General features: G+C 72.4%; 21 protein-coding genes. 5 read left to right on the forward strand and 16 right to left on the reverse strand.

What is annotated here, in order from left to right:
- Window positions 1-12: 12 nt before the first annotated feature.
- The 3 genes from betT to BLW32_RS19705 are packed head-to-tail and all read left to right on the forward strand — an operon-like array spanning window position 13 to window position 5,281.
- Complete coding sequence (betT, locus tag BLW32_RS19695; RefSeq protein WP_068739363.1) at window positions 13-2,187, forward strand: choline BCCT transporter BetT; 2,175 nt, start codon at window positions 13-15, stop codon at window positions 2,185-2,187.
- Entirely contained in the window at window positions 2,184-3,698 is a 1,515-nt protein-coding gene (locus BLW32_RS19700) for an aldehyde dehydrogenase family protein (RefSeq protein ID WP_068739364.1), read from the forward strand. Before betT ends, BLW32_RS19700 begins: the two co-directional genes overlap by 4 nt.
- The gene (locus BLW32_RS19705; RefSeq protein ID WP_232066454.1) at window positions 3,698-5,281 is read left to right on the forward strand and encodes a GMC family oxidoreductase; all 1,584 of its coding nucleotides are present in this window, start codon (window positions 3,698-3,700) and stop codon (window positions 5,279-5,281) included. Before BLW32_RS19700 ends, BLW32_RS19705 begins: the two co-directional genes overlap by 1 nt.
- 10 nt (window positions 5,282-5,291) lie before the next feature.
- Here the strand turns inward: BLW32_RS19705 and BLW32_RS19710 are convergent, their stop codons facing one another.
- On the reverse strand, window positions 5,292-6,242 hold the full coding sequence (locus tag BLW32_RS19710) for an RNA polymerase subunit sigma-70 (RefSeq protein WP_170181067.1): 951 nt from the start codon (window positions 6,240-6,242) through the stop codon (window positions 5,292-5,294).
- 8 nt (window positions 6,243-6,250) lie between these two features.
- Window positions 6,251-6,862 (reverse strand): maleylpyruvate isomerase family mycothiol-dependent enzyme, encoded by a 612-nt coding sequence (locus tag BLW32_RS19715; protein WP_068739366.1) that lies wholly within the window; start codon window positions 6,860-6,862, stop codon window positions 6,251-6,253.
- A 106-nt stretch (window positions 6,863-6,968) separates the two neighbouring features.
- Here BLW32_RS19715 and BLW32_RS19720 point away from each other — a divergent pair, with 106 nt between their 5' ends.
- Window positions 6,969-7,583 (forward strand): type II toxin-antitoxin system PemK/MazF family toxin, encoded by a 615-nt coding sequence (locus tag BLW32_RS19720; RefSeq protein WP_068739367.1) that lies wholly within the window; start codon window positions 6,969-6,971, stop codon window positions 7,581-7,583.
- Window position 7,584: 1 nt separating this feature from the next.
- On the opposite strand, the gene BLW32_RS19725 is transcribed toward BLW32_RS19720, so the two are convergent.
- The 6 genes from BLW32_RS19725 to BLW32_RS19750 form a co-directional block, all read right to left on the reverse strand.
- On the reverse strand, window positions 7,585-7,992 hold the full coding sequence (locus tag BLW32_RS19725) for a RidA family protein (RefSeq protein ID WP_068739369.1): 408 nt from the start codon (window positions 7,990-7,992) through the stop codon (window positions 7,585-7,587).
- Between the two features lie 31 nt (window positions 7,993-8,023).
- Window positions 8,024-8,710, reverse strand: a complete 687-nt coding sequence (locus tag BLW32_RS19730) for a type 1 glutamine amidotransferase domain-containing protein (protein WP_068739371.1) — start codon at window positions 8,708-8,710, stop codon at window positions 8,024-8,026.
- Between the two features lie 88 nt (window positions 8,711-8,798).
- Window positions 8,799-11,294: an excinuclease ABC subunit UvrA gene (locus BLW32_RS19735; protein WP_068739373.1), complete on the reverse strand. Its 2,496-nt coding sequence runs from the start codon at window positions 11,292-11,294 to the stop codon at window positions 8,799-8,801.
- Between the two features lie 13 nt (window positions 11,295-11,307).
- Entirely contained in the window at window positions 11,308-12,150 is an 843-nt protein-coding gene (locus BLW32_RS19740; protein ID WP_068739375.1) for a transglutaminase family protein, read from the reverse strand.
- A complete protein-coding gene (locus BLW32_RS19745; protein WP_068521368.1) occupies window positions 12,147-13,130 on the reverse strand; it encodes an alpha-E domain-containing protein in 984 nt (327 codons plus the stop codon). Before BLW32_RS19745 ends, BLW32_RS19740 begins: the two co-directional genes overlap by 4 nt.
- Window positions 13,117-14,652: a circularly permuted type 2 ATP-grasp protein gene (locus tag BLW32_RS19750; protein ID WP_231857293.1), complete on the reverse strand. Its 1,536-nt coding sequence runs from the start codon at window positions 14,650-14,652 to the stop codon at window positions 13,117-13,119. The genes BLW32_RS19745 and BLW32_RS19750 overlap by 14 nt, the downstream gene beginning before the upstream one ends.
- A gap of 308 nt (window positions 14,653-14,960) precedes the next feature.
- Between BLW32_RS19750 and rpsT the strand changes: the two genes are divergently transcribed.
- Window positions 14,961-15,221, forward strand: coding sequence for a 30S ribosomal protein S20 (gene rpsT / locus BLW32_RS19755; protein WP_068521373.1), 261 nt, complete (start codon window positions 14,961-14,963; stop codon window positions 15,219-15,221).
- Between the two features lie 118 nt (window positions 15,222-15,339).
- Here the strand turns inward: rpsT and holA are convergent, their stop codons facing one another.
- The 8 genes from holA to nadD form a co-directional block, all read right to left on the reverse strand.
- A complete protein-coding gene (holA, locus tag BLW32_RS19760; protein WP_225535812.1) occupies window positions 15,340-16,308 on the reverse strand; it encodes a DNA polymerase III subunit delta in 969 nt (322 codons plus the stop codon).
- Complete coding sequence (locus BLW32_RS28205) at window positions 16,196-17,809, reverse strand: ComEC/Rec2 family competence protein (protein ID WP_074850727.1); 1,614 nt, start codon at window positions 17,807-17,809, stop codon at window positions 16,196-16,198. Before BLW32_RS28205 ends, holA begins: the two co-directional genes overlap by 113 nt.
- Before the next feature lies 1 nt (window position 17,810).
- Window positions 17,811-18,758, reverse strand: coding sequence for a ComEA family DNA-binding protein (locus BLW32_RS19770; RefSeq protein WP_231857279.1), 948 nt, complete (start codon window positions 18,756-18,758; stop codon window positions 17,811-17,813).
- A 125-nt stretch (window positions 18,759-18,883) separates the two neighbouring features.
- Window positions 18,884-19,738, reverse strand: coding sequence for a DegV family protein (locus BLW32_RS19775; RefSeq protein WP_068739381.1), 855 nt, complete (start codon window positions 19,736-19,738; stop codon window positions 18,884-18,886).
- Entirely contained in the window at window positions 19,735-20,460 is a 726-nt protein-coding gene (gene octT, locus BLW32_RS19780) for a diglucosylglycerate octanoyltransferase (protein ID WP_068521384.1), read from the reverse strand. Before octT ends, BLW32_RS19775 begins: the two co-directional genes overlap by 4 nt.
- Window positions 20,457-21,164, reverse strand: a complete 708-nt coding sequence (locus BLW32_RS19785) for a histidine phosphatase family protein (RefSeq protein ID WP_068521385.1) — start codon at window positions 21,162-21,164, stop codon at window positions 20,457-20,459. Before BLW32_RS19785 ends, octT begins: the two co-directional genes overlap by 4 nt.
- Entirely contained in the window at window positions 21,164-21,580 is a 417-nt protein-coding gene (gene rsfS / locus BLW32_RS19790; RefSeq protein WP_068521387.1) for a ribosome silencing factor, read from the reverse strand. The genes BLW32_RS19785 and rsfS overlap by 1 nt, the downstream gene beginning before the upstream one ends.
- Entirely contained in the window at window positions 21,577-22,248 is a 672-nt protein-coding gene (nadD, locus tag BLW32_RS19795) for a nicotinate-nucleotide adenylyltransferase (RefSeq protein ID WP_074850729.1), read from the reverse strand. Before nadD ends, rsfS begins: the two co-directional genes overlap by 4 nt.
- Window positions 22,249-22,266: the final 18 nt, after the last annotated feature.

Consider the following 22,266-nt stretch of genomic DNA (forward strand, 5'->3'; position numbering starts at 1 on the left):
ACGTCGAACGACATGAGTGATTCTGAATCCTCACGAACTTCGAAACCAGTAGAGACCACACCGACACCGACGAGCTCCTTGAACCGCCGAGTCTTCTTCGCCGCCGCAGGCTCGGTCCTCGCACTCGCCCTCTGGGCACTCGCGTCTCCCGAGACCGCGGAGAGCGTGATCAGCGGCGTGGTCGACGTCATCACCACCTGGTTCGGCTGGTGGTACTTCCTCCTGGCGACGGGCATCGTCGGCGTCGTCGTCTTCATCGGCCTCAGCCGCTACGGCACCTACCGCCTCGGCCCCGAGGAGTCGCGCCCCGAGTACAGCCTCTTCACCTGGACGTCGATGCTCTTCGCGGCGGGCATCGGGATCGACCTGATGTTCTTCTCGGTCGCGGAACCCGTGAGCCACTACATGAACCCGCCCATCGGCACGGGCGAGACCAACCACGCCGCGCGCGAGGCCGTCACCTGGACGGTCTTCCACTACGGCGTCACCGGATGGGCGATGTACGCGCTGATGGGCGGCGCTCTCGCCTACTTCGCGTTCCGCCACAACCTTCCGCTGACCATCCGGGCCGCGCTGTATCCCATCCTCGGCAAGCGGGTTCACGGCCGGCTCGGGGACGCGGTCGACGTGGCCGCGGTGCTCGGCACGATCTTCGGTATCGCGACCTCGCTGGGCATCGGCATCGTCCAGCTCAACTACGGCCTGCACGAGCTCTTCGGCATCCCGCAGGGCAAGGCCGCGCAGATCGGCCTCATCGTGCTGTCGGTGATCGTCGCGACGATCTCGGCGACGTCCGGTGTCGACAAGGGCATCCGGCGGCTCAGCGAGCTCAACGTGATCCTGGCGATCCTCCTGCTCGTCTACATCCTGGTGGCGGGCCGCTCCGACTTCCTGCTCAACGGCCTGGTGCAGAACACCGGCGACTACCTCTCGACCTTCCTCGACCGCACCATGGACACGTTCGCGTGGGGTCAGATCAACCCGGAGACCGCCGGCAACGACCCCCGCGGCTGGCTCGACTCGTGGACCCTGTTCTTCTGGGCGTGGTGGGTGGCGTGGGCGCCGTTCGTGGGACTGTTCCTCGCCCGGATCTCCCGCGGCCGCACCCTGCGCCAGTTCGTCTTCGGTGTCCTCGTCGTGCCCTTCAGCTTCATCCTGCTGTGGATCTCGGTGTTCGGGAACAGCGCGCTCGAGGTCGCCCGCGGCGACAAGGCGTTCGCCGAGGCCACCGCCTCGATGCCCGAGGTGGGCTTCTACTCGCTGCTGGAGAAGTACCCCGGCGCACCGCTGTTGCTCGCGATCGCCACCATCACGGGCCTGCTGTTCTACGTCACCAGCGCCGACTCCGGCTCCCTGGTGATGGGCAACTTCACCTCGAAGCTGTCCGACCCGATGGCGGACTGCGCCCGCAGTACCCGCATCTTCTGGTCCTTCGCGATCGGCCTGCTGACGCTCGCGATGCTGTTCGCGGGCAACGACGGCTCGATCGTGACGCTGCAGAAGGCGACCATCATCATGGGCCTGCCCTTCTCCTTCGTGCTCGCCCTGGTGGGCATCGCGCTGCTGCGGGCCCTGCACACCGAGTCCTACAAGCAGGACAGCTACCGCACCGCCCTGCCGAAGTCGCTCGCGGCCGGGCGCGGCAGCGGCGAGCCCGGCAGCTGGCGCCGCCGTCTCCTCGCGACCGTCCAGTACCCGGGCCGGGCAGCGACGCTGCGCTTCCTCGAGAACTCGGTGGCGCCCGCGATGCGGGACGTCGCAGCGGAATTCGCCGCCGAGGGCGTCTCCGCCACCGTCGACGAATCGGGACGCAGCGAGTCGCTGCCGTCGCCGACGCTCAAGGTCGACCTCGCCGGCGAGCCGCACTTCGAGTACTGCGTGTGGCCCGTCTCGGCGCCGGCCCCGAGCTACGCGATCCTGGCGCAGCGCTCGGACGATCGCTACTTCCGGTGCGAGGTCTACCTCGCCGAGGGCTCGCAGGGCTACACGCTGGGCGGCTACACCCGCGAGCAGATCATCGGCGACATCCTCGACCAGTACGAGCGGCACCTGGGCTACCTGCACCTGCGCCGCGCCGCGACCGACCACCACGACGGCCACGACGGCCACGACGAATCGGCCGGCACCCGAACCGATCCCGAACCCGACCCCGAAGCGTCCACGGAACCCGAAGGGACACCCGCATGACCGAACCCACCCTGTTCATCGACGGCGCCTGGCGCCACAGCGCCGACGGCGGCACGCGCACCATCGTCTGCCCCGCCGACGGCACCGAGGTCGCCGTCGTCGACGAGGCCACCGCCGCCGACACCGAGGCCGCGATCGCCGCGGCCCGCCGCGCCTTCGACACCGGCCCCTGGCCGCACACCCCGGCGGCCGAGCGGGGCGACCTGCTGCTGCGCGTCGCCGACGCTCTCGACCGCCGCCGCGACGAGTTCGCCCGCGCGGAGACGCTGGATACCGGCAAGCGGCTGTACGAGTCGGAGCTCGACATGGCCGACATCGCCGCCTGCTTCCGCTACTTCGGCAAGCTCGCCGGGCAGGACAGCGGCCGCATCGTGGACGCCGGCTCCGCCGACGTCGCCTCGCAGATCGTCTACGAGCCCGTCGGCGTCTGCGGCATGATCACGCCCTGGAACTACCCGCTCCTGCAGGCCGCGTGGAAGGTCGCGCCCGCCCTGGCGGCCGGCGACACCTTCGTGCTCAAGCCCTCCGAACTCACCCCGCACACGTCGATCCTGCTCATGCAGGTGCTCCAGGAGGTGGGGCTGCCCGACGGCGTCGCCAATCTCGTGCTGGGCGCCGGCGCGCAGGCGGGCGCCCCGCTGTCGACCCACCCGGACGTGGACCTGGTGTCCTTCACCGGCGGCCTCGTGACGGGCCGGATCATCGCCGCGAACGCCGCCGGCACGGTCAAGAAGGTCGCGCTCGAGCTGGGCGGAAAGAACCCCAATGTGATCTTCGCGGACGCCTGCGCGACGCCCGAGGGCCTCGCCGCCGCGGTCGACAACGCGCTCAACGCCGCCTTCCTGCACTCCGGGCAGGTGTGCTCCGCCGGTGCGCGCCTGGTGGTCGAGGCCTCGGTGCACGACGCCTTCGTCGACGAGCTGGTCCGCCGCGCCGAGGGCATCCGCCAGGGCCTCCCCTACGCCGAGGGCACCGAGACCGGTCCGCTGATCTCCGCCGCGCACCGCGACAAGGTGCACGCCTACGTCGAGAAGGCCCGCGAGGACGGCGCCGTGGTCCGCACGGGCGGCGCCTTCGCGACGGGCGACCAGGGCTCGGGCGCGCTCGACGCCGGGTACTTCTACCTCCCGACGGTGCTGGACCGCTGCGACCCGTCGATGGCGTGCGTGCACGACGAGGCCTTCGGGCCCACCGTCACCGTCGAGACCTTCGAGACCGAGGACGAGGCCGTGGCGATCGCCAACGACACCGAGTACGGACTCGCGGGCGCCGTCTGGTCGGCCGACGGCGGCCGCGCCAAGCGCGTCGCGCGCCGGCTGCGGCACGGCACCGTCTGGATCAACGACTTCGGCCCCTACCTCCCCCAAGCAGAGTGGGGCGGCTTCGGCGCCTCGGGCATCGGGCGCGAGCTCGGGCCCACCGGCCTCGGCGAGTACCTCGAGGCCAAGCACGTGTACGAGAACCTGCGGCCGTCCGTGACCGGATGGTTCGCCGAGCGGAAGGACGCCTAGTGACCTCTGGGGACGCACGGGACGAGGACGTCTTCGACTACGTGGTGGTGGGCGCCGGATCGGCCGGGGCCGCCGTCGCCGCCCGCCTGTCCGAGGACCCGACGGTGACGGTCTGCCTACTGGAGGCGGGACCGTCGGACGTGGGCGACGAGGCGATCCTGCAGCTGGACCGATGGATGGAGCTGCTGGAGTCGGGCTACGACTGGGACTACCCGATCGAGCCGCAGGAGAACGGCAACTCCTTCATGCGGCACGCCCGCGCGAAGGTGCTGGGCGGCTGCAGCTCCCACAACAGCTGCATCGCCTTCTGGGCGCCGCGCGAGGACCTCGACTCCTGGGAGCGGGATCACGGCGCCACCGGCTGGGGCGCGGATTCGGTGTACCGCCTGTACCCGACGATCGAGACCAACGACGCCCCCGGCGATCATCACGGGCGGTCCGGGCCGGTGCACATCATGTCCGTGCCCCCGAAGGACCCCTGCGGCGTCGCGCTGCTGGATTCCTGTGCGGAGGTGGGCATCCCGCGGGCCGAGTTCAACACGGGCTCGACGGTGATCAACGGCGCCGGCTTCTTCCAGATCAACCGCCGCTCCGACGGGACGCGCTCGTCCTCGTCGGTGAGCTACCTGCACCCCGTCCTGGACCGGGAGAACCTCACGATCCGCACCGGAGCGTGGGCGAAGAAGGTGGTCTTCGACGCCACCGGGGACGTGCCGCGCGCCGTGGCGGTGGACATCACCGACAACGCCTTCGGGCGGACGACGCGGGTGGGTGCGCGCCGCGAGGTGATCGTGAGCGCGGGCGCCATCGACTCGCCGAAACTGCTCATGCTCTCGGGGATCGGCCCCGCGGATCACCTGCGCGAGACGGGCGTCGAGGTGCTCGTCGACTCCCCCGGGGTGGGGGCGCACCTGCAGGATCACCCGGAAGGAGTGATCGGCTTCGAGACCGCGAAGCCGATGGTCCGCGAGTCCACGCAGTGGTGGGAGATCGGCATCTTCACGCCCACCGAGTACGGCCTCGACCGGCCGGACCTGATGATGCACTACGGCAGCGTCCCGTTCGATATGCACACGCTGCGTCAGGGGTACCCGACGGCCGAGAACACCTTCTGCCTCACGCCGAACGTCACGCACGCGCGCTCGCGCGGCACCGTCCGGCTGCGGTCGCGGGACTTCCGGGACAAGCCCCGGGTGGACCCGCGGTACTTCACGGACCCCGAGGGGCACGACATGAAGGTGATGATCGCGGGCATCCGGAAGGCGCGGGAGATCGCCGAGGCGGGGCCGCTCAAGGAGTGGATCGAGCGGGAGCTGTACCCGGGCCCGGGCGCGCAGACCGACGCCGAGCTCGCCGACTACATCCGTCGCACGCACAACACGGTCTACCACCCGGTGGGGACCGTGCGCATGGGCGCCGTCGACGACCCGATGTCGCCGCTGGACCCCGAGCTGCGGGTCAAGGGCACCGCGGGCCTGCGGGTGGCGGACGCCTCGGTGTTCCCCGAGCACACGACGGTGAACCCGAACATCACCGTGATGCTGGTCGGCGAGCGGTGTGCGGAGCTCGTCTCGGGCAGGTGACCTTCGGCCGCTACAGGCGGGCCGGGAGGCCGAAGGCCTCGAACCGGTCCGCCTGGTCCAGGCACGTGGTCACGCGGGTGATCCGGGCACCGTCGGACTCGACGACGACGAGGGCGAACGGGCGCATCCCGCCCCCGTCGCCGGGCGCGTACTGCCCGAAGGCCGGTGTGCCGTTCGCCGTCGTCGGGACGAGGCGGTGGCCGACGCAGGCGTCGCCCGAGCCGAACAGCGCCGCGTAGTCGGCGGCACCCCGCAGCCAGAAGGCGACGGGCGGCATGGAGAAGACCACGTCCTCCGCGAGCAGGGCCGCCAGGCCGGCCACGTCGTGCCGTTCGAAGGCGCGGACGAAGCCGTCGAGCAGCCGGGCGTCCACCTCGCCGGCGGGAACGTCCGACGGTGCGGGCCCCGCCCCCGCGAGCACCTTCCGGGCGCGCTGCAGCGAGGAATGCGCCGCGGCCGCGCTGATCCCCAGCATCGCCGCGGTCTCGGCGGCGCTGTGCCGGTACACGTCGCGCAGCACCAGCACCGCGCGCTGCGACGGCGTGAGGTGCTGCAGCGCCGCGACGAAGGCCATCCGGATGGTCTCGTGCCGCTCGGCGGCTGCGGCCGGATCGCCGCCGGCGTCCGGCAGTGGCGTCACCCAGCTGCCGGGCCGCAGCTCCGCGAACGGTTGATCCCCCGCGCCGTTCCGGTCCGACAGGTCCGTCGGGAGCGCCTTGCGCGGGGCGGCGCGGAGCAGGTCGATGCAGTACCGGGACGCGATGGCGTACGCCCAGGTCCGGACGCTCGCGCGCGCCGGATCGTAGGTCGACCGCGTGCGCCACAGCCGCAGGAGCACCTCCTGCGCGGCGTCCTCGGCGCCCGTCCCGTCGCCGATCATCCGGTAGCAGTAGCGGACCAGCTCGGGGCGCAGCTCGCCGAGGAGTCCCTCGTCGATCACCGCCCCGTCGACTGCTGCCACAGTCGCGATCATCCCACGGCGGCGGGGTCCGGGACGGGGCGTCGGCCCGTCGCGATCAGGACGATCGTGGCCGTCGGCAGTGGGACGTCCTGGGGGCCGTCACCGAGGACCAGGTCGGAGTCGACGGCGGTCAGGCGCAGGCCCGCGAGGTCGACGCCGAAGAAGGCGAGGCCCTCCGCGGTCGACCCGGCCACCGTCGCCGCGAGCACCTCGGGCGCCGGGCCGGGCAGGCCCAGCGGGACGGTGATGTCGAGGCCGTGGATCACCTCGTGGGCGAGCGCGCCCTGCGTCGCGCCGGGCCCCGGCGTCCACCGGCTCGCGACGCGCGCCTGCTGGATCGCCAGCAGCTCGGCGTCGGAGTAGCGGGCGACGTCGTCGCGGGCGGTGCGGTCGACCGCGGCGTTGATGTCACCGCCGGCCTCGGCGAGGGCGGCCCCGAACTCCTCCTGGGTCTGGGTGTCGGTCATGTTGAGGTGCGCGACCACCTCGCGCACGCGCCAGCCCTCGCAGAGCGAGTCGGAGGCCCACTGCGCGGAGGTGAGATCCGCCAGCAGCGCGGCCATGCGAGTTCGCTCGGCGACGGTGGCGTCGTACAGGTCGGTATCTGTTCGGATGGTCATGGCGGTCTCCTGTGCTCGGAACGGGTCGTCACAGGTACATACGAGCGGGACCGCCGGAATTCGTCGCGCGAGCGACCATCGACGGTCCGGGCCTATCCTGAGGGGTATGGCGAACGACTTCACCCGCTTCGCGGCCGTGGCGGCCAAGCTCGCACGCGAGCACGGGCCGCGGCTCGCCGCGCAGGTCGTGAACAGTCCCCCGGTCCGCGCGGGCCGGGACGCGATCACCCAGGTGGTCACGCAGACCGTGAACCAGGCGCTCGGCCTGGAGGCTCCGCCGGAGCCCAAGGAGTTCACGCCGGGCCGGCCCGTCACCCGCACGTTCACGCCGACCGCACTGATGGCGCGCGGCGTCTTCTACGCCCCGCAACTCGACGGGCAGGCCGATCCGGGCGAGATCGTGTGGACGTGGGTGGAGTTCGAGGAGACGACGGGGCCGAACGCGGGCCAGGGCAAGGACCGGCCGGTGCTGGTGGTCGGGCGGTCGGTGAACAGCCTGCTCGGGCTCATGCTCTCCAGCCAGGAGCGGCACATGGGCGACCCGGACTGGGTCGGCATCGGCTCCGGCCCGTGGGACGCGGATCAGCGGCCCTCCTGGGTGCGACTCGACCGCGTCCTCGACGTGCCGGAGGACGGCATCCGCCGCGAGGGCGCGGTGCTCGACCGTCGGCGGTTCGAGTCCGTCGCGCAGCGCCTGCGCGACGACTACGGCTGGAGCTGAGTCAATCAATGACGGCGGCGACGGCCTCCACCTCGACGAGCTGGTCGTCGTAGCCGAGAACCGTGACGCCCATCAAAGTGCTGGGCACGTCGTGGTCCGCGAATGCTGCGCGGACCACGTCCCATGCGGTCACGAGGTCATGCCGCCGCGTCGACGCGACGAGCACGCGGGTATACGCGACGTCCTCGAGCCGGGCTCCTGCGGCGTCCAACGCGAGTTGCAGGTTCTCGACGCACCGCGCGGCCTGCACCGCGTAGTCTCCAGCCCCGACGATGCGCCCGCCCGCGTCAAGCGGGCACGCGCCGGCGGGGAATACCAGCCGAGCCTCGGCGCACGCCGTCGACGCGTAGGCGTACTGCGCGACATCGCTGAGCAGCGTCGACCTGATCAACCGAATGTGATCGGACATGCCAGCGAGCCTGCCACAATTCGTAGCTGAGTCAGCCCAGCACCTCGACGACCTTCCGCGCGGTCGCCTTGGCGGAGCCGGGGTTCTGCCCGGTGACGAGGTTGCCGTCGGAGATCGCGTACGAGACGAACGGGAGCTTGGCCTTCTCGTAGAGCGCGCCCCGCTTCGTCATCTCCTCCTCCGCGTTGTACGGGACCAGCTTGTCGACGCGCGCGAGCACCTCCTCCTGCCAGGCGAAACCCGTCACCTTTCGGCCGGCGACGAGGTATTCGCCGTTCGAGAGCCGCGTGTTGAGCAGTCCGCAGTAGCCGTGGCAGACGGAGGAGACGACGCCGCCGCGCTCGAAGATCTCGCGGCTGATCCGCTGCAGCCCCTCGCTGTCCGGGAAGTCGTACATCACGGCGTGACCGCCGGTGAAGAAGATCGCGTCGAACTCCGCCGGGTCGATCTCCTCGGGGCCGCGCGTGTCGTCCAGCAGGGCCATCCGCGCGGGGTCGGCGCGCCAGGCCTTCGCCGTCCTGTCGTAGTTCGGGAACTTCAGCGACCGCGGTTCGAGCGGCACCGCGCCGCCCTGCGGGCTGACGAGCACCTGCTCGAAGCCCGCCTCCTCGAAGACGTGCCAGGCGTGGGTGAGCTCGGAGAGCCACAGGCCCGTCGCGTGCGACGGGTCGTCGTAGTGGCCGACGTTGGTGACGACGTTCAGGATGCGCTTCGACATGGTGTGACTCCCGGCGAACGACTGCGGTTAACACTGCTTACATTAGCGTGACCGGTCCATGTAAGCAACGCATACATCGGTTGATCGTTCAGTCGTTCAGGTGCTCCCGCAGGAACCGGCCCGTCACGCTCGCCTTCGCCGCCGCGACGTCCTCGGGAGCTCCCTCCGCGACGACGGTGCCGCCCGCGGCCCCGCCGCCCGGGCCCAGGTCGATGACGTGGTCGGCGTTGGCGATCATGTCCAGGTCGTGCTCGACCACGATCACCGTCGCCCCGCGGTCGACGAGCCGCTGCAGCACGCCGAGGAGCACGCGCACGTCCCGCGGGTGCAGGCCCACCGAGGGCTCGTCGAGCACGAAGACCGCGTCGGACTGGTCGCGGCCCAGCTCCCCCGCCAGCTTGAGCCGCTGCGCCTCACCGCCGGACAGGGCCGGAGTCGCCTCGCCCAGGGTCAGGTAACCGAGACCGAGGTCCGCGAGAGTGCGCAACTTCTTCGCGATCCGCGGCACCGGCACCGCCTCCACGGCCTCGCGGACGCTGAGCGCCAGCAGGTCCGGCAGGGACAGCCCGTCGGGTTCGGGCCACCGCACCGCGGAGGCCTCGGGGGCGTACCGTCGGCCCAGGCAGGCCGGGCATTCGATGTCGACGTCCGGCAGGAACTGCACGTCCAGCGAGACCTGCCCGGTGCCGTCGCACCGCGGGCAGCGCAGCGAGCCCGTGTTGTACGAGAACGCACCGGCCTTGAGATCTGCGGCCTTCGCGGCGGCGGTCTTCGCGTACTCGCGGCGGAGGTCGTCGAGCACGCCGCTGTAAGTCGCGACCGTCGAGCGCACGTTGACGCCGATGGGGGTGGCGTCCACGAGATTCACGCGGCCGAGCCCCGGTGCGTCGAGCGCGGTGACGTGCGTGGGGAGCGGCTCCCCCGCGGCCGCGGCGGTGAGCGCGGGCACGAGCCCCTCGAGCACCAGCGTGGACTTGCCGGAGCCGGAGACCCCGGTGACCGCCGTGACCCGGCCCACGGGGACCTCGACGGCGAGCGCGTGCACCGTGTGGATCGGCGCGGTCGCGAGGCGGATCCGGCCGCGTGCGAAGACCTCCCCGTCCGTGGTGCGCGGCCTGGTGCGGACGGGTTCGCGGCCGGCCAGGAAGGGGCCGAGGACGGACGCCCCATCGGCCTCGATCTCGGCGACGGTGCCCTGCGCGACGAGGCGTCCCCCCTCGGCGCCCGAGCCGGGACCGATCTCGATCAGGTGCTCGGCCTCGCGCAGCACGTCGAGGTCGTGGTCGACGACGACCACCGAGTTCCCGTCCCGTAGCAGGTCCCGGATCACGCCGAGCAGGCCCTCGACGTTCGCGGGGTGCAGACCGACCGACGGCTCGTCGAGCACGTACAGCACCCCGGTGGTGCGGTTGCGGACCGCCCGCGCGAGCTGCACCCGCTGCCGCTCGCCGGTCGACAGGGTCGCGGCGGCGCGGTCCAGGCCGAGATAGCCGAGGCCGAGCTCCACGAGGCGCCGGGCGATCGACTGCAGGGTGTCGACGAGGATCGTCGCCATCGATCGCATGTCCGCGGGCAGCGGTCCGACGGTGCCCGGCGCCCACGCGAGCACCTCGTCGAGTGTCAGGGCGGTGACGTCGGCGAGCCCGAGGTCGCCGATCCGCGGCGCCCGCGCCTCCGGGCTCAGCCGGGACCCGCCGCAGTCGGGGCACGGCCCGGCGTGCACGAACCGGTTGATCCGGCCGAGGCCCGCCTCGGTGGTCGCCTTGCCGAGCGCCTCCTGCACGGCGGCGTTCGCGCTGCGGTACGTGAAGTTGACCTCGAAGAGCTTGCCGTTCTTGCTGGTGACCGCGACCTTGCGCTTCTCGGCGGGGCCGTGCAGCACGATCTCCCGCTCGGCGTCGGTCAGCTCGGCGTACGGCACGTCGATGCGGACGCCGAGGTCGGCGACGACCTGCGGCATGAAGGAGAAGCCGAACATCGACCAGGGCGCGACGGCACCGTCGGCGATGGTCTTCGACGGGTCCGGCACCAGCGCGGCCCCGTCGATCGCGCGGACGACGCCCGTGCCCGCGCAGGTGGGACAGGCACCGTCGGAGTTGAAGGCCAACGACTCCGCGCCGGGCGGCGTGAAGACCGCCCCGCACTCCGGGCAGGTGAGGTCGAACCCCGCGGCGACGTCGATGGTCGGGCCGAGGCGGTGGCCGTTGGGGCAGCGGTGCGAGGCGAGGCGGGAGAACATGAGCCGCAGCACGTTCAGCAGTTCGGTGCTGGTGCCGAAGGTGCTACGCACGCCGGGGACGCCGGGCCGCTGCCGCAGCGCGAGCGCCGCGGGGACGTGCTCCACGGAGTCGACGGCCGCGCGCGGCGCCTGGGCCATGCGGCGGCGCGTGTACGTCGACAGGGCCTCCAGGTAGCGGCGCGAACCCTCGGCGTAGAGCACACCCATCGCGAGCGACGACTTCCCGCTGCCGGAGACGCCGGCGATCGCCACGAGGCGGCGCAGCGGCACGTCGACGTCGAGCGAGCGCAGGTTGTGCACCCGGGCCCCGCGGACGGCGATCCGCAGCGGGGTGTCGTCGGTCATGCGCGGTGGGCGGTCATGCGAGGCGGGTGATCTCCACGACGACGTCGAGGTCCGAGGCCCCGCCGCCGGCAATGACGCCGCGCAGGGGCGGGACGTCGGCGTAGTCGCGGCCCACGCCCACCGAGACGTGCCGCTCGCCGATGGGGACGTCGTTGGTCGGATCGTAGCCGCGCCACTGCCCCGTCCACGCCTCGATCCAGGCGTGCGATTCCCCCGCCACCGTCGACCCGACCTCGGCGTCGCGCTGCGGATGCAGGTACCCCGAGACGTACCGGGCGGGGATGCCGACGCTGCGCAGGAGGAGCAGCGTCAGGTGCGCGTAGTCCTGGCAGACGCCCTTGCGCTCGTCCCAGGCGTCGATCGCCGACGAGTGGACGCCCGTCGTGCCGGGCACGTAATCCAGTTCCTCGTGCACCCAGCGGCACACCGCGAGCACGGCCTCGTCGAGCTCGCGGTCCTTGACGAGCTTCTTCGCCTGCGCGGTGAGCTTGCGGTGCTTCGGCACGTAGTCGGTGTAGCTGAGCAGCTCGTCGAACCGGTCGCGGACGCGGTCGGTCTCCAGCTCGTCCCAGCCGACCACCTCGCCGCTGTCGTCGGCCGCCTCGGTCTCCACGACGGAGGCACCGGTAACCTCGAGCGCGGTGTGCGGCGCGTGCAGGTCGAAGGCGGTGACCGCGGTGCCCCAGTAATCGGTGTAGCGGTACGCGCGGGTGGCGGGCACCGTCTCCACGCGGTTGAGGATGACGTTCTGCCGCTGGTCGCTGCGCGGCGTCAGGCGGGCCTCGTTGTACGACGAGGTGACCGGCGCGTTGTAGCCGAAACCGGTGGAGTGCACGACTCGAAGACGCCAGCTCACAGCTCCCCCTCCAGGATGGTGTCGATGTCGCCCCGGGCGCGGGCGTCGGTCCACGCGACGTACGGCGTCACGTGGAAGTAGCGGGCGGTGACGGCCTCGCCGGCGGCTTGCCCCAGTTCTTGCAGCGCGAGGAGCCGGCGCTGCAGGTCCTCGAGGAGCTCGCCCGGGGCGAGGAACTCGAGCTCGCCGCGGGCGCGGCCGAGGAGGCGCTGCGCCTCGGTGCGGGTGCCGAGGCGGCCCTCGCGCCCGCCCTCGATGGCGTTGAGGCAGTCCTCCGCCGTGGTGAGGGCGTGGATCACCGACCGCGGGAACAGCCGGTCGACGAGGATGAACTCGACGACGCGGGTGGCGTCGAGGACGCCGCGGTGGGTGCGCAGGTAGGTGTCGTGCGCGCCCGTCGCGCGGAGCACCGTGACCCAGGTCGGGGCGTTCGCCCGGTCGCCGGCGCGCGAGAGGAGCAGGCGCACCGCCATGTCCATCCGCTCGATGGAGCGCCCCAGCAGCAGGAAGCGGTAGCCCTCGTCGCGCGAGAGCGTCGAGTCGGTGAGGCCGGAGAACATCGCCGCGCGGTTCTTGATGTAGTTGAGGAACTCGTGCGGGCCGAGCCGCCGGGCAGCACGCTCGCGCTCGGCGAGGCCGTTGTACGTGGCGTTGAGGCACTCCCACATCTCGGAGCTGGTGACCTCCCGTGCGCCGCGGGCGTTCTCCCGGGCGGAGGCGACGGTGGCGGCGATCGACCCGCTGCCCGGGTCCCGGTTGTACGCGACGACCTCGGTGACCGAACGCAGGTCGAGCGGCTGGTCGGCGGGCGGCTCCGGGATGCCGAGGACGCGGACGAGCTGCCGGGAGACGCGGTCCTCGTCGACGGTGGCGTCCTCGAGGAACTGGTGCACGGTGACGTCGAGCATGCGGGCGGTGTCGTCGGCGCGTTCGGCGTACCGGCCGATCCAGTACAGCGCCTCCGCGTTACGGGCGAGCATCACGGACCTCCTCTCGTGCCTGCTGTTGCTGTTGGTCCTGCGAGCTGAGCTCGGGCCCGAGCTCCACCTGCTGCTGCTCGGCGAGGTCCCGGCTCGGGACCACCTCCACGCCTTCGAGTTCCGCCTCGGCGGCCGACGACCGGGCCGCGAGCACCCAGGTGTCCTTGGAGCCGCCGCCCTGGCTCGAGTTCACGACGAGCGAGCCCTCGGGCAGCGCGACGCGGGTGAGGCCGCCGGGCAGCACCCACACGTCGTCGCCGTCGTTGACCGCGAACGGCCGCAGGTCGACGTGCCGCGGGCGAGCCTGCTCGCCGATCTTGGTGGGCACCGTCGACAGCTGCATGACCGGCTGCGCGATCCAGCCGCGCGGATCGGCGACGACCTTGCGGCGCATCGTCGCGAGCTCCTTCTCGCTCGCGTCGGGGCCGAAGACGATGCCGTAGCCGCCGGAGCCCTCGACGGGCTTGATCACCAGCTCGTCGATCCGGTCGAGCACCTCCTCCCGCTCGTCGTCGAGCCAGCAGCGCAGGGTGTCGACGTTCTGCAGCATCGGCTTCTCGCCGAGGTAGTAGTCGATGATGTCGGGGACGTACGTGTAGGTCAGCTTGTCGTCCGCGACGCCGTTGCCGACCGCGGAGCTGATCACGACGTTGCCCGCGCGGGCGGCGTTGAGCAGGCCCGCGACGCCGAGCACCGAGTTGGGGAGGAACTGCATCGGGTCGAGGAACTCGTCGTCGATGCGGCGGTAGATCACGTCGACCTGCTGCTCACCGCTCGTCGTGCGCATGTAGACCACGTTGTCGCGGCAGAAGAGGTCGCGGCCCTCGACCAGCTCGACGCCCATCTGCCGGGCGAGCAGCGAGTGCTCGAAGTACGCCGAGTTCGCCATGCCCGGGGTGAGCACGACCACCGTGGGGTCGGCCTCGTTGGAGGCGGCGGAGCGGCGCAGCGCGCGCAGCAGGTGGGAGCTGTAGTCGGCGACGGCGCGCACGCGGTGCCGCTGGAACAGGTCCGGGAAGACCTGTGCCATCGTCCGGCGGTTCTCCATGACGTAACTCACGCCCGACGGGGACCGCAGGTTGTCCTCGAGGACGCGGAAGGTGCCCTCCGCATCGCGGATGAGGTCGATGCCCGCGACGTGGATGCGCACGCCGTTGGGCGGCCGGATGCCCGCGGCCTGCCGGTGGAAGTGGGCGCAGGAGGTGACCAGCCGCTTCGGCACGACGCCGTCGCGCAGGATCTCCTGCTCCGAGTAGATGTCGTCGAGGAACATCTCCAGCGCCTGCACGCGCTGCTTGATGCCCTTCTCCAGGCGGTTCCACTCCGCGGCGGCGATGACCCGCGGCACCAGGTCGAGTGGGAACGGCCGCTCACGACCCTCCAGCGAGAAGGTGATGCCCTGGTCGATGAAGGCGGCGCCGAGGGCGTCGACGCGGGCCGCCAGGTCCGACTCGTCGGCCGAGGAGAGGGCGCCGAAGATCCGCTTGTACGGGGTGCGGACGGTGCCGTCGTCGGCGAACATCTCGTCGAACGCCCGCCCGAACGACGGTGCGTCGTCGTAGCCCCCGAAGAGGGGCGCCTCGTCGGACAAGCGGGGGGCGGCGGCCTGCTTCCGGGTCGCGGACTTGGCCTGTTTCTGCGGGGTCACTCGGCCATCGTGCCGCACCCGCGCGGTTTCGGCAGCGCTCTCGTTCACGGCGTGGCAATGTGAGTGTCGGACGCCGTTCCCGCAGGCGGTGCCACGATTTGGGTTGTGTCCGGGCCGCTGGTAACCTGGTACGTCGGCAGTCAGTACCGGCTGCCCCTTTCGAGACAAGAGAGTTTGAACGCGTGGCCAACATCAAGTCCCAGATCAAGCGGATCAAGACCAACGAGCGCAACCGCCTGCGCAACCAGTCGGCGAAGTCGTCGCTGCGTACCGCCATCCGCCACTTCCGCGAGGCCATCGAGGCCGGGGACAAGGCCAAGGCCGGCGAGCTCCTGGTGAGCACCAGCCGCCAGCTCGACAAGGCCGCCAGCGCCGGCGTCATCCACGCCAACCAGGCCGCCAACAAGAAGTCGGCCCTCTCGCTGGCTCTCAACAAGCTCTGATCTTCCGCTAGACGCGCGTATCACCGCGCCGCACCACCCACCGGCACCACGCGGGCCGGCCTGGTACGGCGCGGTTTTCGCGTATCCGGGTGCGGATGGCTGAGCACCCGCGCTCCTGTCAGCCCGCGAGCGTGGCGACCCTGCGGACCGCGATCTCCAGCGCGTAGTCCGGATCCGCCGCCTGGCCCTTCACGTCGGCGTTGGCCGCGGCGACGGCCTGCAGCGCCCCGGCGACGTTCTCGGCACGCCACCGTCGCGCGACCTGCGTCATCTTCTTCACCTTCCACGGCGCCATGCCCAGCTCCCCCGCGTCCCGGTACTGATCGGGGGTGCGGCCGAGGCCGCGGATGCGCGCGACGGAGTGCACCGCGTCCGCGAGCGCGTCGGCGATGAGCACGTGCGGCGTACCGCGGTGCTGGGCCCACCGCAGGGCCTCCAGCGCCGCCGCGACCTGCCCGGCGACGGCCTTGTCGGCGATCTCGAATCCGGTGACCTCGGCGCGGCCCGCGTAGTAGCGGTGCACCGCGGCAAGGTCGACGCGGCCGCCCGTGTCGGCGACGAGTTGCGCGATCGCCGCGGCGAGCTCGCGCAGGTCCTTGCCCACGGAGTCCACCAGCAGGTCCACCAGCTCGTCGGAGACGCGCACCTTCTGCGCCCGGAACTCGGACTTGGCGAAGTCCGCGCGGTCGCGCGCGGACGTGATGGTGGGCACCTCGACCAGCTCCGCGCCGGCCTTCTTCAGTGCGGCGACCATCGACTTCGCCCGGCCGCCGCCGCTGTGCTCGATCACGAGGGTGATGCCGTCCGGCGGGTTCTTCGCCGCCTCGACGATCAGATCGACCGGGGCCTTACCGGCCTCGCCCGCGGACTCGAGGACGACGATGCGCTCCTCGGCGAACAGCGACGGGCTCAGCAGCTCCACGAGCTCGGACTGGTCGACGTCGCCGGCGCGGATCCGGGTGACCGGCACGGCGTCACCCGCGCCGCCCGGCAGCCCCATGCCCCCGTCTCCTGCGGCCGTGCGCGCCGACTCGACGATCGCCGAGACCGCCCGCTCCACCAGGAGGCCCTCGGTCCCCACCACCACGTGTACGCGCGCGCTGTCCACCACGGCTCCCATACTTCCAGACCCCACCGACGACGACGCACGCCACGACGAGCGCGACGCCCGTGCCCGCGCCACCCGGCACGGCGACGACGCCGATCCGCGCGCACCACCGCGCGACCGCGATCACCCACCACAGCTCCGGCCCCGTCGCCCGCACCGCCAGCGCTGCGGCCGGGGCCGCGATCGGGGCCGCCACGGCGGCGAGGGTCCCCACGACCGTGATGACCGGGATCACCGGCCCGGCCAGCAGGTTCGCCGCCACCCCGCCCAGCGGCACGCGGCCCGAGAAGGCGATGACGAGCGGCAGCGTCACCACCTGAGCGACCAGTGTGACCGCGAGCAGGCCGGCGAGGGTGTCCGGCACCCGCGACGCGACCAGGCGGTCGCGGACCACGGGCGACCACAGCACCAGCCCGGCCGTCGCCGCCACCGAGAGCGCGAAGCCGATGTCGCGGGCCAGCGCCGGCCGCACCAGCATCAGCACGATGACCGCCGCGAACAGGGCGACGAGCGGCTGCCGGCCGCGCCGCAACGCCAGCGCGGCCACCCCGACGAGCCCCATCACCGCGGCCCGCACCACCGATCCGGTCGGACCCACCAACCCGACGAAGGCGACGATCGCCACCGTCGTCACCGCGGCCCGCGCCGCGAGCGGCAGGCCCGCCGCCGCGCACAGCCCGAGCACGCACAGCGCGATGATCGCGAAGTTGGCGCCGCTCACCGCCGTCAGGTGGGTGAGGCCGGAGTCCTGGAAGTCGCCGCGCACCGTCGGTAGCGTCGCGGACTCGTCGCCCAGCACGAGTGCGGGCAGGAGCCCTGCCGCGTCGACCGGCAGCGCCTCAGCGGCCACCGCCGCCAGCGCGCGACGGACCGCCGCGGCCGCCCGGAAGTACGGCGGCGCGCGGCTGAGCACCGTCGGCTCCCCCGACCCGACGAGCACTGCGGCCACGAGGCCCGGCCGCGTGCTCCGCAGCACCGTCGCGCGGATCGAGACCGTCTCGCCGGGCACGAGGCCGCCGAGGTCCTGCGTCGCGCCGAGGAGGAGCACTCCCCCGCGCGCGGGCACGACGGCATCGGTTCCAACCGCCAGGGCCGTCGCGGGCACGAGGACCCGCGAGGCGTCGAGGTGCCCGCCCGGATCGCCGGAGCGCTGCCGCGGCCACTCGTCGACCTCGAGCACCACCTCGACCGCGCCCGCGCCGTCGAAGTCGGCGATCGCGGCGCGTTCCCGGTCGTGCACGCGCACGGCGACCGAGGCGGCGACGCCCGCGCCCAACCCCGCCGCGGCGGCCACCACCAGGCACACCGCCTGCGCCAGCGGCCGTGGATCGCGCCGCCGGAACACCGCGGCGCCCACCGCCACCGCCGCCAGCCCCGCCGTCACCCACCACGCCGCGGCGGCGGAGTTCAGGGCGACCGCGGCGGCCGCCCAGCAGGCGATAGCCGCCGGGAGCAGCCGCAGGTCGAGCCGCTCGTGCACGTCACACCGTGGCCATCGGCTTGATCTTGGCGAGCTTCGCGTCCCCGATCCCGCTCACCTTCCCGAGGTCGTCGACGGTGCGGAAGGGCCCGTTCTTGTCGCGGTAGGCGATGATCGCGGCGGCGGTCGCCGCGCCGACGCCGGGGAGCCGGTCGAGCTCCGTCGCGCTCGCGGTGTTGATGTTCACAGTGCCCGTCGCAGTCGCTGTTCCTCCAGCCGCGCCCGAGCCGGGCGTCGGCGTTGCCGCCGCCGCGGACCCCGAGCGCACCGAGCTGCGCAACGTCACCCCCGCCTTCGCGTCCACCACGCCGACGACCACCTGATCACCGTCGCGCAGGGGCTGCGCCAGGTTCAGGCTCGCGGTGTCGGCACCGCCGAGCGCCCCGCGGGCCGCGGTCAGCGCGTCGGCCACCCGCGCGCCGGGCCGCAACCGGTGCAGCCCCGGCGCCCGGACCAGACCGACCACCGCCACCACCAGCTCCGACGGTGCCGCGCTCGGCCCGGGCGCGGCACCGGACCCCGCCGGCGCCGACGACGAGCCCGCCGACGACACGGTCGGCTCCACCGACGCCGACGCGCCCGCGAAATCGACCACCGGATACTGCCCGCCGCCCTCGCGCGACGGTCCGAGCACCGCCACCGCCGCCACGACGGCGGCGATCACGCCCACCACGACGAGTGCCACCGCGGCGCGCGGTGTGGTCCTGACCTTCTCGACCGTGGAGCGCCACCCCGTCGGCTCCTGGTCGTCCCAGAAATCGTCGTCCTCCATCCGCACCCGTCGCGACGGCGCGCCCCCGCCGTCGAACGCGGCTCCGCCGTCGACCGCGTCGCCGTCCCGGCCACCGTCGCCCCGGACGGGCGCGAACTCCTCGAGCCACGCCGGCCGCGCGAAGATCTGCTCCTCCGCGACGCCGGTCCCGGCCACTGCCTCTCGTTCGCCGTTCATGCGACGAACCTAGAGCGCGGGCATCGTCGGAAAACCCGCAGAGAAGCAAGAAGCAGAGCGCCTGTGGATAACCCCGAACCTGTGGAGGAACGCCTCGGACGCGCCGGAACCGTCGCCGCGGTGTGCTAGGCCGGATCCGCGCCGTCGACCAGCGCCGGAGCGACCGCGACGCCCACCGCGCCGGGGCCGAGATGCGCCGCGATCGTGCCGCCGAACGGGCCGATCACCAGCTCCTGGAGCTGCGGGAACTCCTCCTCGACCAGGGCGGCCACGTGCTCGGCCGCCTCCGGCGCCTCGACGTGGTGCACGGCGACCCGCGCGGGCCGGTTCCCCAGGTGCTGCGAGGCGAGCGCCGCGAGCTGATCGCGGGCGCGGGAGACCGTGCGGGTCTTGCGCTCGGAGACGATCCGGCCGTCCTGCAGCCGCAGCACCGGCACGATCTGCAGGGCGCCGCCGAGCAGCTTCGCCAGGGCGCTCACCCGGCCGCCGGCCCGCAGATGATCCAGTGTCGCGACACAGAAGAAGCCCTCGGCACCGTCGAGTACCTGGCGCGCGGCCTCGGCGACCTCGTCGGCGGACGCCCCGGCACGGGCGAGCCGCGCGGCCTCGAGCACGCCGAAGCCCATCGCCATGTCGATGCAGCGCGAGTCGACCACGGTGATCCCCGCGTCCATGAGCGCCGCCTGCGCCACGGCGGTCGAGTACGTGGAGCTCAGGTGCGAGCTCATCGTGATCACCACGACCCCGTCGCCGTCGGCCTCGGCGACCGCGGCGGCGAGCACCTCGCGGACCTCGCCGACCGACGGGCCGGACGTGGTCACGCCCTCCTTGACGAACCGGTCCGCCTGATAGCCGGTGCCGTAGTCGATGTACTCGCTCTCGCCCGACAGCACGTGCAGCGGCAGGATGCGGATGCCCATGTCGGCGACCCGCTCGGGCGCGATCGCGGCCGACGCATCGGTCACCACGACGACGCTCATCGCGCACCCCCTTCATCGCGCAGCGCGCGCAGCACCCGCTGCGCCACCTGCTCGTGCATCTCGAACGACCAGTGGATCCCGTCGATGTTATTGATCCCCAGGTCGAACGACCACTCGCACAGGTCACGCAGGGGGACGGTGGGCACGCCGGCACCGTCGGACCACTCCCGCATCGCCCGTCGCGTGCGCGCCCACCCGGGGTGCGCGAAGGAGTAGGCGAGCGCCCGGTGCGTGGGCGGCTCGAGCACGGCGATCGGCGCCTCCGGCCGCAGGGAGTGGAGCGAGTCGTAGGTCTTGCCGAGGTAGTCGACGGTGACCTTCGGCGGCAGCGCCATCGGCCAGCCCACCGGCGAGAAGACCCTCTGGATCGTGGCGTAGCCGTCGCGGGCGCGGGCGCGCAGCGACGCGGGGCGCAGGTAGCGGATCTGCTCGCGAATCGCGGTCGGCAGCGGCGAGGGCAGCGAATCCATGCCACCGAGTGCCAGCACCGCCGCCTCGACGGTCGGCACGGCCGCCCAGACGCGGGGGTCCTGCGTCACGCACCACCAGCCGTCGCGCGTGGTCCACCCGACGCGGGCGAACAGCTCGCAGCGCAGCCCCAGCTCCGCGGCCACCAGGTTGGGCCAGATCCGCGGATCGGAGGTCGGCAGCGCACCCTCGGGCCCGTAGAAGCCCAGGGAGTCGCTGAGCACCAGGAGCGTGCCGGTCGGGGAATCGCTCACTGGACCTCGGGGGCGGGCCGGGTCGAGGAGTCGAGGTCCGAGGAGGCGTTCCACACGTCGAGCCGCCACCGCGTCGCGTCTCCGTGCGCGGAGAGTTGTACCCAGCTGCAGTTGCCGAGGCCGCCGAGGACCGGCCAATGGTCGACGGGCAGGTCCAGAAGCCGGGCGGTCAGGGCCGCGATCAGTCCGCCGTGCGCGACCAGGATCACGGGCCGCTCGCTCGAGCCCCATTCGGAGAGCCGCTCGCTGAGCTCCGTCACCAGAGGGTACGACCGCGCGGCCACATCCACCCGGGCCTCCCCGCCGGGCGGCGCCCACTCGGGAGCGTCGCGCCACCGTCGGCGTGCGCCGGGCATGTACGCGTCGACTTCGTGGTGGGTCATGCCCTGCCAGTCGCCCAGCATGGTCTCCCGCAGCCGGACATCGGTCTCGACTGTGCCGCCGGTCACCGCCGCGAGCGCGTCCGCGGTGTCGCGGGCGCGGCGCAGGTCGGAGCTGACGATGGCGATGGGGTCGCGGTCGCCGAGCGCGTCGGCGGCCGCGGCGGCCTGCCGCCGCCCCAGGTCGGTGAGGTCGGTGTCGAGCTGGCCCTGCATGCGGCCCTCGGCGTTCGACGCGGTCTGGCCGTGCCGGAGCAGGATGAGCCGGCGCACCGTCGGGGTCAGGCGCTCGACCGACGAGTCGAGCCCGTCCTCCACGTGCATCAGGCGCCCTCGCGGTCCCCGTCGGTGCCCGCGGAACCCTCGGCCGGGGCGTGCTCGCCCAGGCCCTCGACCTCGATGCGCGGGCAGTCCTTCCACAGCTTCTCGAGGGCGTAGTACTCGCGCTCCTCCTCGTGGAAGACGTGCACGACGATGTCGAGGAAGTCCAGCAGCGCCCAGCGGCCCTCGCGCGCACCCTCGCGGCGGGTGGGCTTGACGCCGGCCTCGCGGAGCTGGTCCTCGACCTCCTCGACGATGGCGTTCACCTGCCGCTCGTTGCTCGCCGAGGCGATGACGAAGGCCTCGGTCAGCACCAGCTGCTCGGAGACGTCGAGCACGACGACGTCGCTCGCGAGCTTGTCGTCGGCCGCACGGGCCGCGACGGCGGCGAGGGTACGGGCCTGATCGGATGCGGTCATGATCCTCCTGGGTTCACGGTCTTGTCCGGTGCCGGACGGCTCTGATAGAGAGCGCGCTTGGCGATGTACTGCACCACGCCGTCGGGCACGAGGTACCAGACGGGCCGTCCGGCGTCGGCGCGCGCGCGACAGTCGGTCGACGAGATGGCCAGCGCGGGCACCTCCACGAGGAACAATCTATCCTTCGGCACGTCCGACAGGTGATCCGCGGCCAGCTGGTAGCCGGGCCGGGAGACGCCGATGAACGTCGCGAGGCCGAACAGCTCCTCCCAGTCCTGCCAGCTGAGGATCGACGCGAGGGCGTCGGCGCCGGTGATGAAGAACAGGTCCGTGTCGGGGTTCTGCCGGTGCAGATCGCGCAGCGTGTCCACGGTGTAGGTGTCGCCGCCGCGGTCGATGTCGACGCGGCTGACGGAGAAGCGCGGGTTCGAGGCGGTCGCGATGACCGTCATCAGGTAGCGGTCCTCGGCGGGCGTGACCTCGCTCTTCTGCCACGGCCGGCCGGTGGGGACGAAGATCACCTCGTCGAGGTCGAACCGGTCCGCCACCTCGCTGGCGGCCACGAGGTGGCCGTGGTGGATCGGGTCGAAGGTCCCACCCATGACGCCGACGCGACGGCGACCCTGATCGCTGCCGCGATGGTGCCCGGCGGTACTGGACTCACGCATAACGGACCATCCTATGCA

Source organism: Tsukamurella tyrosinosolvens (genome assembly GCF_900104775.1).
Classification (GTDB): domain Bacteria; phylum Actinomycetota; class Actinomycetes; order Mycobacteriales; family Mycobacteriaceae; genus Tsukamurella; species Tsukamurella tyrosinosolvens.

Bases quoted from the DNA above. Each gene is read 5' to 3' on its own strand.
- betT (WP_068739363.1), top strand. From the start codon at position 13: ATGAGTGATTCTGAATCCTCACGAACTTCGAAACCAGTAGAGACCACA.
- BLW32_RS19700 (WP_068739364.1), top strand. From the start codon at position 2,184: ATGACCGAACCCACCCTGTTCATCGACGGCGCCTGGCGCCACAGCGCC.
- BLW32_RS19715 (WP_068739366.1), bottom strand. From the start codon at position 6,862: ATGACCATCCGAACAGATACCGACCTGTACGACGCCACCGTCGCCGAG.
- BLW32_RS19720 (WP_068739367.1), top strand. From the start codon at position 6,969: ATGGCGAACGACTTCACCCGCTTCGCGGCCGTGGCGGCCAAGCTCGCA.
- BLW32_RS19725 (WP_068739369.1), bottom strand. From the start codon at position 7,992: ATGTCCGATCACATTCGGTTGATCAGGTCGACGCTGCTCAGCGATGTC.
- BLW32_RS19730 (WP_068739371.1), bottom strand. From the start codon at position 8,710: ATGTCGAAGCGCATCCTGAACGTCGTCACCAACGTCGGCCACTACGAC.
- BLW32_RS19735 (WP_068739373.1), bottom strand. From the start codon at position 11,294: ATGACCGACGACACCCCGCTGCGGATCGCCGTCCGCGGGGCCCGGGTG.
- BLW32_RS19745 (WP_068521368.1), bottom strand. From the start codon at position 13,130: ATGCTCGCCCGTAACGCGGAGGCGCTGTACTGGATCGGCCGGTACGCC.
- BLW32_RS19750 (WP_231857293.1), bottom strand. From the start codon at position 14,652: ATGTTCGCCGACGACGGCACCGTCCGCACCCCGTACAAGCGGATCTTC.
- BLW32_RS19770 (WP_231857279.1), bottom strand. From the start codon at position 18,758: ATGAACGGCGAACGAGAGGCAGTGGCCGGGACCGGCGTCGCGGAGGAG.
- BLW32_RS19775 (WP_068739381.1), bottom strand. From the start codon at position 19,738: ATGAGCGTCGTCGTGGTGACCGATGCGTCGGCCGCGATCGCGCCCGAG.
- BLW32_RS19785 (WP_068521385.1), bottom strand. From the start codon at position 21,164: ATGCACGTGGAGGACGGGCTCGACTCGTCGGTCGAGCGCCTGACCCCG.
- rsfS (WP_068521387.1), bottom strand. From the start codon at position 21,580: ATGACCGCATCCGATCAGGCCCGTACCCTCGCCGCCGTCGCGGCCCGT.
- nadD (WP_074850729.1), bottom strand. From the start codon at position 22,248: ATGCGTGAGTCCAGTACCGCCGGGCACCATCGCGGCAGCGATCAGGGT.